The 11,717-nt window shown below is 65.6% G+C and carries 9 protein-coding genes; 6 read left to right on the top strand and 3 right to left on the bottom strand.

Annotated features, from left to right (window positions below):
- The first annotated feature begins 73 nt into the window (after positions 1-73).
- The 5 genes from ACSHWJ_RS01005 to ACSHWJ_RS00985 all read left to right on the top strand — a co-directional run bounded on the left by ACSHWJ_RS01005 (position 74) and on the right by ACSHWJ_RS00985 (position 8,208).
- Positions 74-3,484: a GH36-type glycosyl hydrolase domain-containing protein gene (locus ACSHWJ_RS01005; RefSeq protein WP_432539166.1), complete on the top strand. Its 3,411-nt coding sequence runs from the start codon at positions 74-76 to the stop codon at positions 3,482-3,484.
- Between the two features lie 151 nt (positions 3,485-3,635).
- Positions 3,636-6,071: a phosphoketolase family protein gene (locus ACSHWJ_RS01000; protein ID WP_432539165.1), complete on the top strand. Its 2,436-nt coding sequence runs from the start codon at positions 3,636-3,638 to the stop codon at positions 6,069-6,071.
- Between the two features lie 61 nt (positions 6,072-6,132).
- Positions 6,133-6,432 carry a hypothetical protein gene (locus tag ACSHWJ_RS00995; protein ID WP_218797771.1) on the top strand — a complete coding sequence of 100 codons (300 nt, stop codon included), beginning with the start codon at positions 6,133-6,135 and terminating at the stop codon, positions 6,430-6,432.
- A gap of 6 nt (positions 6,433-6,438) precedes the next feature.
- The gene (locus ACSHWJ_RS00990; RefSeq protein WP_218797772.1) at positions 6,439-7,623 is read left to right on the top strand and encodes an acetate/propionate family kinase; all 1,185 of its coding nucleotides are present in this window, start codon (positions 6,439-6,441) and stop codon (positions 7,621-7,623) included.
- A gap of 48 nt (positions 7,624-7,671) precedes the next feature.
- Positions 7,672-8,208: a DUF2058 domain-containing protein gene (locus tag ACSHWJ_RS00985; protein WP_256996453.1), complete on the top strand. Its 537-nt coding sequence runs from the start codon at positions 7,672-7,674 to the stop codon at positions 8,206-8,208.
- A 348-nt stretch (positions 8,209-8,556) separates the two neighbouring features.
- Here ACSHWJ_RS00985 and ACSHWJ_RS00980 read toward each other — a convergent pair whose 3' ends face one another.
- From ACSHWJ_RS00980 to ACSHWJ_RS00970, 3 genes are read right to left on the bottom strand one after another with little or no spacing between them, the layout of a single operon-like run.
- A complete protein-coding gene (locus ACSHWJ_RS00980) occupies positions 8,557-9,195 on the bottom strand; it encodes an RluA family pseudouridine synthase (RefSeq protein ID WP_017365308.1) in 639 nt (212 codons plus the stop codon).
- Position 9,196: 1 nt separating this feature from the next.
- Positions 9,197-9,859, bottom strand: coding sequence for a thermonuclease family protein (locus ACSHWJ_RS00975; protein WP_256992912.1), 663 nt, complete (start codon positions 9,857-9,859; stop codon positions 9,197-9,199).
- Positions 9,856-9,987, bottom strand: a complete 132-nt coding sequence (locus ACSHWJ_RS00970) for a hypothetical protein (protein ID WP_256992913.1) — start codon at positions 9,985-9,987, stop codon at positions 9,856-9,858. Before ACSHWJ_RS00970 ends, ACSHWJ_RS00975 begins: the two co-directional genes overlap by 4 nt.
- Positions 9,988-10,126: 139 nt before the next feature.
- Here ACSHWJ_RS00970 and ACSHWJ_RS00965 point away from each other — a divergent pair, with 139 nt between their 5' ends.
- Complete coding sequence (locus ACSHWJ_RS00965) at positions 10,127-11,689, top strand: efflux transporter outer membrane subunit (RefSeq protein ID WP_432539164.1); 1,563 nt, start codon at positions 10,127-10,129, stop codon at positions 11,687-11,689.
- Positions 11,690-11,717: the final 28 nt, after the last annotated feature.

Genomic DNA, 11,717 nt, shown 5'->3' with positions numbered 1-11,717 from the left:
TGCGCCTTCAGATTACGCAGCCTTTTCATCCCGGCCTCCGGGGCCGGATCATTTGCAACGGCCGGTGTGGACCATGAACCCAAAGCATCCGATGACGGCGAGGCCGGCGATCCGCCTGGAAAGCCCTTCCGGCCTGATCTTCCAGCTCACATCCAAGGGTTCGGTCCGGCGCATGGATCACCGCGACATTCTCTTGAACCTGTTCCCCGGCTCGGAGGCCGAGGGCGGACCGGCCAACCTCTATCTGCGCCGCCTCTCGGAGCCTCCCCTGGGCGTGCCCGAAGGTCCCGCGGAGGCCATGCCGCTGCTCGGTCCGCGCAGTCCCGGTCGCATACGGTGCGACGGACGAGGGCTATCGATCGAGGGCGAATGGGCGGGCATCCGGTTCGGCGTCTTCCTGGCGCTGGCCGAAACCGCGCCCGCCTGGTTCTGGCACGTGGCCCTGGAGAACACCGGCGGTACCGGAGAGACGGTGGAGTTGCTCTATGCCCAGGACCTGGGACTGGCGCACTATGGCGCGGTGCGGCTCAACGAGTACTACGTCAGCCAGTACCTGGACCACACGCCGCTCCCTCACCCCTCACGGGGTACGGTGCTGGCTACCCGCCAGAACCAGGCGATGGGCGGCCGTTTTCCCTGGGTCATCATCGGTTCGCTGAACCGGGCCGGGAGTTTCGCTACCGACGCACTGCAGTTCTACGGTCTGGAGCGCCGTGCCGGCCGACCACCGCGGGGCCTGGTGGAAGGACTTCCCGGCTCGCGCCGCCAGCACGAACACGCCATGGCCGTGATCCAGGACGCCCCGCTGAAACTGGCGCCGGGCGAGGCAGCGGCGGTGGGTTTCTTCGGCTGGTTCGAACCGGATCACCCGGAGGCGATATCCGCCGCTGACCTGGCCTTCGTCGATCGGGCCCTGAACCTGCCGGAAGCGGCGCCTCCGCCGGCAAGACGAAATCGGTCCGAAGGTTTCACGCCACCCGCCAGTCTGTTCAGCGCCGCACCGCTCCTCGATGCCCTCGACCTCGGCGATGCCGAGGTCACCGGGCTGTTCGGCGGCGAAAGACGGGAGCCGGAGCTGGAGCATGGCCGCCTGCTGTCCTTCTTCACCGGCGACCGCAGCCACGTCGTGCTCAGGGCCAAGGAACTCGAAGTGCTGCGTCCCCACGGCCACATCCTCCGCACCGGCAACGGCCTGGTGCCCGACGAGGCCGGCCTGACCTCCACCGTCTGGATGGCCGGCGTGTTCCATTCGATGGTGACCCAGGGGCATGTGAGCATCAACCGCTTCCTGTCCACCACCCACGGTTACCTGGGCCTGTTCCGGGGGCACGGCCAACGGCTGTTCGTCGAGATCGACGGTCGCTGGCATCTGTTGGATGTGTCTTCCGCCTTCGAAATGCGGCCGGAGGGTTGCCGCTGGATCTACAAACACGCCGGCGGCATGCTGCAGGTGCGCAGCGAGGCCGCCATCGGGAGCCATGAACTCTCGGTAACCCTGGACGTGCTGGAAGGGCCGCCCGTCCGCTGCCTGCTCAGCAACCACGTGGCCCTCAACGGCGACGACGGCGCCGAGGCCGTGCCGGCGCGATTCGTCCGCGACGGAATGGGAGTGTTCGTGCACCCTATCCCTGAGTCCGACGTCGGCCGCCGTTTCCCGAATGGCGGCTTCCGCATCGATCCGCTGCCCGGCACTCCGCTCGAGACCGTCGGGGGGGACGAGCTGCTGTACGCCGATGGGCAGTCCCGGGGAGAACCCTTCCTGTGCCTGGTCACGGCCCCGGTCTCGTCGGCCGGCTTCCGCATCACCGGCTGTCTGCTGCCGGCGGCTCCGGCCACGGCCGAAGCCGGCACGGACCGGTATTGGCGTGAAATGACCGCAGCCTTGCGGGTCTGTCCGCCGGCCGGCAGTGCATTGGGGGGAGACATCGAGCGCCTGCGGGAGATTCTGCCATGGTTCGCCCATAACGCCCTGATCCATTATCTCAGCCCGCGCGGGCTGGAGCAGTATTCCGGCGGCGGCTGGGGCGTCCGCGACGTATGCCAGGGGCCGGTGGAAATGCTGCTGGCGCTGGGCCGGTTCGAACCGGTCCGCGACCTGCTGTGCCGGGTGTTCAAGAACCAGAATCCAGACGGCGACTGGCCGCAGTGGTTCATGTTCTTCGAGCGCGAGCGCAACATCCGCCCCGGCGACTCCCACGGCGACATCGTGTTCTGGCCGGTCCTGGCCCTCGCCCAATACCTGCTGGCCTCCGGAGACGGTGCGCTGCTGGATGAGGTTCTGCCCTTCTTCCATCCGGAAGGCGGCGACAAGACCGGGCGGGCGACGCTCTGGGGGCACGTTGAGCGCGCGCTGGGGGTGGTGGCGGCGCGGACGATTCCCGACACCCGGCTGGTCGCCTACGGCCATGGCGATTGGAACGACTCGCTGCAGCCGGTGGATCCGGCCATGCGCGAACGGCTGTGCAGCGCCTGGACCGTGACCCTGCATTACCAGACGCTGACCACGCTGGCCGAAGCGCTGCGCCGCCTGGGGCGCGATGACCAGGCCGGGGCCTTCGAGGCCGCGGCCGCGGGAGTGCGGGAAGACTTCCAGCGCCTGCTGATGGCCGACGGCGTCCTCGCCGGCTACGCCCATTTCGGCGAGGACGGACGAATCGCTCTTCTGGTGCATCCGCGCGACCGCGCCACCGGGCTTTCCTTCAGCCTGCTGCCGATGATCCACGCCATCAGCAACGGCCTGCTGACGCCGGAACAGGCGTCACGGCACCTGAGACTCATCGAAAACCATCTGCTCGGACCCGACGGTGCCAGGCTGTTCGACCGGCCTCTGACCTACCGCGGCGGGCCACAAAAGTATTTCCAGCGCGCAGAGAGCAGCAGCTTCTTCGGCCGCGAAATCGGACTGATGTACACCCACGCCCATCTCCGCTATGCGGAAGCACTGGCCCGTTACGGCGATGCAGAGGGCTTCTTCGAAGCGCTGTGCAAAGCCAATCCCATCGGTCTGCGCGCCCGGGTTCCCTCCGCCACCCCGCGCCAGGCCAACTGCTATCACTCCAGTTCCGATGCCGCCTTTGCCGACCGCTATCAGGCGCAAGCCGAATACGAACGGGTCCGGACAGGGGAAATCGCCCTCGACGGCGGCTGGCGGGTTTATTCGAGCGGCGCGGGCATCGGGCTGGGACTCATCTTGCGCGGCTTGCTGGGGTTGCGGCTGGAAAGCTCGAAGCTGGTGATCGACCCGGTCATACCGAAGGCATTGGATGGCCTCCGGGTGGAGCTGGAACTCGCCGGCTCCGCCTTCGAAGTGGTCTACTCCATCCAGAGTTGCGGCTGCGGCCCCCTTTCCGTCAGCCTGAACGGCACCGAACTGCCGTTCCGCCGGACACCGAATCCGTACCGGGTCGGCGGCGCCGAAGTCGCCCTGGACACACTGACGACATCGCTGGAATGCCGCAACCGGCTGACCGTGAACTTGCGTTGACACACCCTGGCGGCGGTGGGACCGTTCCGGAGCCGCCGCGGACCGCCGGAGTCCTTACGCTGTCATGATGGGACGGCATAATAGGCGGAAGCCCCGTGGACCCGGCCCAAGCGATCCTTAAGCCACGAAGCCCACTTCAGGAGATTGACCGATGGCAACCCAATTCCCCCTGTCCTCCGAATTCGAACGGCTCACCGTCTACGGGCCGACCCGCGCCACTGTCAGCGGAACACCGCTGGATGCCGAAGAAGTCCGCAAAATCCATGCGTTCTGGCGAGCCTGCAATTACCTGGCGCTGGGCATGATCTACCTGCGGGGGAATCCGCTGCTGCGTGAACCGCTCAAACCCGAGCACATCAAGCACCGTCTGCTCGGCCATTGGGGCTCCAGCCCCAACCTTGCGTTCGTCTACACCCATCTGAACCGGGCCATCCGGAAACACGACCTGGACATGATCTTCATGGCCGGCCCCGGCCACGGCGCCCCCGGCGTGCTGGGCCCGCTCTACCTGGAAGGCAGCTACTCCGAAATCTACCCCGACAAGGACCTGAGCGAAGAAGGCCTGCTGAACTTCTTCAAGCAGTTCTCCTTCCCCGGCGGAATCGGCAGCCATTGCACCCCCGAGACACCGGGCTCGATCCACGAGGGCGGCGAGCTGGGCTACGTGCTGTCGCACGCCTGCGGCGCAGCCTTCGACAACCCGGACCTGATCGTGGCCGCCGTGGTCGGCGACGGCGAGGCGGAAACCGGCCCCCTGGCCACTTCCTGGCACATCAACAAATTTCTCAACCCGATCCGCGACGGCGCGGTGCTGCCGATCCTCAACCTCAACGGCTACAAGATCAACAACCCCACCCTGCTGGCGCGCATCAGCCACGAAGAATTGGAAAATCTGCTCAGGGGTTACGGCTACACGCCTTATTTCGTGGAGGGCTCGGAACCGGAAAGCATGCACCAGGCGATGGCCGCGACGGTGGACCGCAGCATCGAAGACATCCGCGCCGCCCAGACCGAGGCCCGCGGCAGCGGCATCGCCCGACGGCCGCGCTGGCCGATGATCGTGCTGCGCTCGCCCAAGGGCTGGACCGCGCCACGCCAGATCGACGGCCACAACGTCGAGGGCTTCTGGCGCGCTCATCAGGTGCCGGTAGCCGACGTCGCGAAAAATCCCGAACACCTGAAGCTGCTGGAAGGCTGGATGCGCAGCTACAAGCCGGAAGAACTGTTCGACGCCGAAGGCCGCCCCATCGCCGAAATCCGGGAAATGGCGCCGGCCGGTCTCCGCCGCATGGGTCTCAACCCCCACGCCAACGGCGGCCATCTGAAAAAGGCCCTGCGCATCCCTAATTTCCGCAACTACGGCATCGAAGTCGCCAAACCGGGCCAGATCGAAGCGCCGAACACCCAGCCGCTGGGCGTGTTCCTGCGCGACGTGATGAAGGAGAACGCGCACAACTTCCGGCTGTTCGGCCCTGACGAGAATACCTCCAACAAGCTGGACGCCGTCTACGCCGCTGCCAAGAAATTCTGGATCGCCGAGTATTTCCCCGAAGACCAGGATGGCGGCGAACTGGCCCCCGACGGCCGGGTCATGGAAATGCTCAGCGAGCATACCCTGGAAGGCATGCTGGAAGGCTACCTTCTGACCGGGCGCCACGGCTTCCTCTCGACCTACGAAGCCTTCGTCCACGTCATCGATTCGATGTTCAACCAGCACGCCAAGTGGCTGTCCATCTGCAACCAGCTGTCCTGGCGCCAGGACGTGGCCTCGCTCAACCTGCTCATCACTTCGACGGTCTGGCGACAGGACCACAACGGCTTCACCCACCAGGACCCCGGTTTCCTGGACGTCGTCGTGAACAAGAGCGCCGACGTCACCCGCATCTACCTGCCGCCCGACGTCAACAGCCTGCTGTCGGTCGCCGACCACTGCCTGCGCAGCCAGAACTACATCAACGTGATCGTGTCGGACAAACAGTTGCATCTGCAGTTCATGGACATGGACGCCGCGATCGCCCATTGCACGGAGGGCTTGGGCATCTGGGAATGGGCCAGCAACGACGATGGCCAGGAGCCCGACGTGGTCATGGCCTGCGCCGGCGACATCCCGACCCTGGAAGCCCTGGCCGCCACCGCCCTGCTGCGCGAGGAGTTCCCGGAACTGAAGATCCGCTTCATCAACGTGGTGGATCTGTTCAAACTGCAGCCCGAGTCCGAGCATCCGCACGGTCTCAGCGACAAGGATTTCGACAGCCTGTTCACCAGGGACAAGCCGGTCATCTTCAATTTCCACGGCTATCCCTGGCTGATCCACCGGCTCGCCTACCGGCGCACCAACCACGCCAACATGCACGTGCGCGGCTACAAGGAGAAAGGCAGCATCAACACCCCGCTGGAACTGGCGATCAACAACCAGATCGACCGCTTCAGCCTGGCCATCGACGTCATCGACCGGATTCCGGAGATCGCGGTCTCCGGCGCCCACGCCAAGGCCCGGTTCCGCAAACAGCAGATCGCCTGCCGCCAGTATGCCTACGAGCACGGTATCGACATGCCGGAGGTCGCGGGCTGGCGCTGGCCGGGCTGAACGGCCACGGTGGTGACGCCCGGCCGTCCTCCTCTCTCAACCATGGCCAACGGGAATCCCCATGACACCAGTTTCCAAAGATCAAGGCGTGGCGGTTGCTCTGCTCACGGAATTCACCACTCACCGCTTGCCGCGGGCATTGGACATCCGAGCGAAAGTCGAACGCAAGGAGCCGCTCGATGACCTGGACATCGGTTTTCTCCGGGAAGTCTTCGAAACCGCCCAGCTCATCAAGTCGCAGGTGGACCGCCAGCCCGAGTACCAGGAGATATACGCCCGCGCGGTCGCGCTTTACAAGGAGATCATGGACCAGGCGATGGCGAACGAACGGGAACGGGCGGAACCGGACTCCCGGCTCTGAAAAGCCATGGGCAACCCCGTCGCCGTCGTCAACGCCGGTTCCTCGACCGTCAAGTTCTCCCTGCTGAACGGCGAGAGACGGGTGTTCGACGCCCTGCTCGACCGGCTCGGGAGCACGTCCGCCAACGGCGCTTGCGCCAGCTTGCGCGATGCCCAAGGAGCCCCCCTGTTTCAAGGACCGATCCCAGCAGACAACCACGAAGATGCACTGATCTGGCTGTTCGACTGGCTGGCCCGCGCCGGCGACGGCTGCAAGCCCGTCGCGGTCGGCCACCGGGTGGTCCACGGCGGCGATGGCCTGACCCGGCCGGTGAAAGTGACCGGCGAAATCATCGAAAAAATCGAGGCACTGATCCCGCTGGCTCCCCTCCACCAGCCACACAACCTGGCACCCATCCGGCTGCTGGCGGCGAAGTTCCCCGACATCCCGCAGGTCGCCTGCTTCGACACCGCCTTCCACGCCAGCCAATCCGCCGTGGAAAGGCGCTTCGCCCTGCCCAGGGAATACGAGGCGGCCGGCATCCGCCGCTACGGCTTCCATGGCTTGTCCTACGAATACGTCGCCGCGCGCTTGGCCGAAATCGACCCCTGCGCGGCGGACGGCCGCACCATCGTCTGCCATCTCGGCAACGGCGCCAGCCTGTGCGCCATGAAAAACGGCCGCAGCGTCGCCACCACCATGTCCTTCACGGCCCTGGACGGCATCCCCATGGGCACCCGCTGTGGCGCCATCGACCCCGGCGTGCTGCTGCACCTGATGACCCAGCCGGGCATGGATGCCGCGACGCTCTCGGACCTGCTGTACAAGCGTTCGGGTCTATTGGGGCTGTCCGGCCTGAGCGGCGACATGCGCGATCTGCTGGCCAGTGACCGGCCGGAAGCCGCCGAAGCCGTCGAGTATTTCTGCTACCGCATCGCCCGCGAAATCGGCTCGCTGACCGCCGCACTGGGCGGGCTGGACGCCCTTGTCTTCACCGCCGGCATCGGTGAACACGCTGCGCCCGTGCGTGCCCGCATCTGCGAGCTTTCGACCTGGCTCGGGGTCGCGATCGATCCGGCTGCCTACCCGATCCTGCATACGCCGGACAGCCGCATTCATGTGCTGGTGGTCTCCACCGACGAGGAAGCCATGATCGCCCGCCACGTCCGCCGAACCCTGGGACTGCCGCAAGGTTCCCCCCGATCCCTTTAAGCCTTAACATTCGCCCCCCGTGACAGAGCAGCGAACAGGATGCCTCCCATGAGCAACCCTCTCCAGGAACAACTGCGCAAGGCAGGACTGGTCAACGACAAGCAACTGAAAAAGGCGCAGAAGGATCTGCGCAAGGAACGCCGGCATGCCGCCGAAAACAAGGGTGCGGCTGCCGAAAAGACCGGGATTCAGCAGGCTCAGGCCGAGAAGGCCGCGCGCGACCGCGCGTTGAATCTGCAGAAGAAGGAAGCCGACGAGCGCAAGGCGCTCATCGCACAGATCCGCCAGCTCGTCGAAGCCAACCGCCAGCCCGCCGACGGGGAAGTCCTCTTCAACTTCGCCGACGGCGGCATCGTCAAGCGCATCTACGTCACCGAGGCCTTGCGCAAGCGCATCGTCCAGGGCCAGATCGCCATCGTCAAACTGGACGGCAAATACGAGCTGGTGCCGGCGGACATCGCCGAGCGCATCGCAGCGAGGGATGCCTCGTGCGTCGTGTTGAAAAACGCGCCGAGCCGAAGCGGCGAGGAAAACAGGGACGATCCCTACGCCGCCTACCAGGTGCCGGACGACCTGATGTGGTAGTCCGCACGGTCGAACGACGTCCATCGGCCGGATCTCCCCCCTCAGGCTACCCGGACGGCAGCCGAACTTCTGCCGACGCCGACCCAGACCATGCATGCCGGGCTCAAGGGTGCCCACGGCAGCCCGCGCCGGGTCGGGGAATCATGGGGTCGCGGATTCCCGTCCGGCCAGCAGCGCGTGGAACGGCTGATGCCGGCTGCCGGATCGATCCCCCCTCGGATCGGGGGCGCCGATAGCCAGCGAAGCGTTCCGGGAAGACGAAAGACCGAGGGAAGGTCTCCTCGGAGTTCGCCAGGAGGCTGCATGTCAAAGGCCGGTTCTGACAATCTGGTGCCAGCAGTCTCCGGCTCAAAACGGCACCGGGCTTTCGAATTCGAGCCACTCACCGCTCACCGGATGGAAGAATCCCAAAGTCCTGGCATGCAGCAGCAGTCTTCCAGCACGGGATTTCGCCGCTTCGTGCCCATACAGCGGATCACCGAGCACGGGATATCCCAGGGCGGCAAGATGGACGCGGAGCTGGTGGGATCGCCCAGTCACCGGTTCGAGTTCCACGCGGGTGGCACCGTCTTCATGACCCAGGATTCGCCAGCGGGTCAGGCTGGGTTTGCCGCGCAAAGGATCGACCTTTTGCAAGGGGCGATTGGGCCAGTCGGACAACAGGGGGAGATCGATGCTGCTCCAGCCGTTCTCTGTTTCCGGCGGTGTCCCCAAGACGCCATGCACGAGCGCTTCGTAGCGCTTGAGCACTTCCCGCCGGGCGAAGGACTGGCTGAGGGTGCGCTGCACCGCGATTCCGCGCGCCATGACCATCAGGCCCGAAGTGGCCATGTCGAGCCGGTGCACGACGAGGGCGTCGGGATAGCGGGCGCGCACCCGAGCGCTCAGGCAATCCTGTTTGTCCTGACCGCGCCCCGGTACCGCCAGCAGGCCGCTGGGCTTGGAAAGCACCAGCAAGGCAGCGTCGGTGTGAACCACCTCGATCATTTCAACACAGTTCTTCGCAAGGCGTACCGTCGCCGTCCCGGTCCAGTGACTTGACACCGCAGCGGAGCAGATAGAAACGCGCCTCCTCGCAGGAGAGCATCTCAGCGCAACGGTGTTTGGCGCCACAGGGGGAAACACGATCTGCCGGAGATCGCCTGGGGTCGGAATCCGATGATGCGGCCCGGTGGCGGAACCGCCAGGGTGGAACCGGACGAGGCTGTGACCACAGCCCCTTCTTTTCCTGCCGCGCCCGTTCTTCGGCACGGAAATAGGCCTGATCGGCGGTGTACCGTCGGTATACCCATGCCATGCCACGCCGGACCTGCTCCAGGCCGGCATCGGTCCCTTCCTCCCACACCCGGCCTACTATTCGGCCGTAGCGGTCTGCGTCCACACGCTCGACGGTCACGGTCCTCCCCAGCAGCAGCTCGGACAAGGACTGTCTGGACGCCTGCCAGTCCGCCTGTCCATGTTCCGGGGCGTCGATCTGCGCCAGCCGCACTTCGACCTCCCGCCGGCCGGCATCCACGACGATGATGGAGTCGCCGTCCAGCACGGCCGACACCCTTCCGCTGAGGCTCGTATCTGCCAAAGCGGCCGCTGCTTCCAGCAGCAGGCAGGCGGTCAGTGCGACGGCGGAAGGGCGTCGAAAGAACCGTATCACCGGGCTGCGTCGGACAGAAGCGATAGGGGGATGAACGACAGGAATTCGTCCCGACGTTCGTCGATGATGCGGCTGGTGATGGACCACTGCGGAGTCCGGATGATCGCTGCGCGCTGCACGGGAGGCATGATGGGCCATTTTCCGCCAGATGCCGGCGGATCGTCCATCCCCCGAAAAACGTCAAGGGGGCGCCTTGAGAAAAATTCGGGTTGACATCCAAACGCTTGTTTCGTATCTTCGATTCAAACATACGTTTGAATTGACCGAATGAAACGCTTGAATCAGCCGGCTAATCACAATCCGGGCGGCGAAAACAGCCAGCGCTTCGCAGGGCTCCTCCCCGCTGGAGACCATGGCCACGGCAGAGCCACGCACCGGGTCCTGCGCCTTTTTGCATCCCTGCTGGGCGCGGTGTTCACCGCCTGTTCGCCGGTGGGTCCGGACTACCGGCGCCCGGACACGACGATGCCGGAACGCTGGCACGAAGCCGAGCCCCCGCCGGCGGCCCCGTCGGAAACAGTCGGCGCGGATTGGTGGAAAGCCTTCGGCGATCCGGTACTGAACCGGTTGATCCGGGAGGCGATGGTCGCCAACCTGGATCTCAAGCAAACCTACACCCGCATCCGCGCCGCCCGGGAACAACGGATCGTCGCCATCGCGAACGGTCTGCCGATCGTCTCCAACAAGGAGAGCGTGAGCCGGCGCCTCAACAATGCCGGCCAGAGTGGCGCGGGTGGACAGCCCGGCGGCGTCGGCTTCGGCAACAACATCGACATCTTCCAGCTCGGCTTCGACGTGCAATGGGAGATCGACCTGTTCGGCGGCATCCGGCGCTCGATCGAAGCGGCCGAGGCCAACCTCGAAGCCGAGGTCGAAAACAGCCGCGCGGTGCTGGTCACGCTGCTGGGCGACGTGGCCCGCGCCTACATCGAAATGCGCAGCAACCAGCACCTGCTGAACGTCAGCCAGGCCAACCTCAAGCTCCAGCTGGAAACCGCGCGGCTCATGCGCATCCGCTACCAGGCCGGCCTGTCGGACTCGCTGGAAGCGGTTCAGGCCGAAGCGCTCGCCGCGCAGACCCAGGCGCAGTTGCCTGTGTACGAGACGGCCCGCAAACAGGCCATGCACCAGCTCGAACTGCTCCTCGGCAAGCCGCCCGGTGCCTTGCAGACCCTGCTCGATCCCGAGCAGCCGGTGCCGTCGGCGCCCGACCGTATCCTGCTCGACCTGCCCTCCGAGCTGCTGAGGCGCCGGCCAGACATCCGCCTGGCCGAGCGGCAACTGGCCGCCGCCACGGCTCAGGTGGGCGTTGCCACGGCTGATCTCTATCCCAAATTCAACATCGCCGCCTTCCTCGGCTTCCAGAACATGAAGATCACCGACGTCACCGCCTTGAGCAAATCCTGGTCGGCCGCCGGCACCTTGACCACGCCGATATTCAACTGGGGCAGGATCCGGGCCAACATCGACGCCAAGAAGGCCCAGCAGGAGCAGAGCTTCCTGGCCTATCAATCCGCGGTGCTCGGTGCCTTGAAGGACGTGGAAAACTTCCTGGTCGCTTACGCCCAGGAAAAGGACCGTCGGGCCGCCCTGGAGCAGGCGGTGGAATCGAACCGGCTGGCGCTGAAGCTCTCCAAGGAGCGTTACCGTTCCGGGCTCACCTCGTTCCTCAACGTACTCGATTCCGAGCGGGCGGTTTACTCCGCCGAGAGCGACCTGGTGAGGAGCCAGGCATCCGTGGCCGCCGATCTGGTGTCGCTGTACAAGGCCCTCGGCGGCGGCTGGGAGACCGCCCTGGTCGATTCGGGCAAGCTGGCCGGCGGAAGCTGAATCGGCCTTTCATGCAGGAGAATCCCCG

It is taken from the genome of Methylococcus sp. S1M (genome assembly GCF_051295855.1).
GTDB lineage: Bacteria > Pseudomonadota > Gammaproteobacteria > Methylococcales > Methylococcaceae > Methylococcus > Methylococcus capsulatus.
The sequence above is the reverse complement of the archived record's forward strand: the minus strand, read 5'-3'. Positions and strand labels throughout refer to the sequence as shown.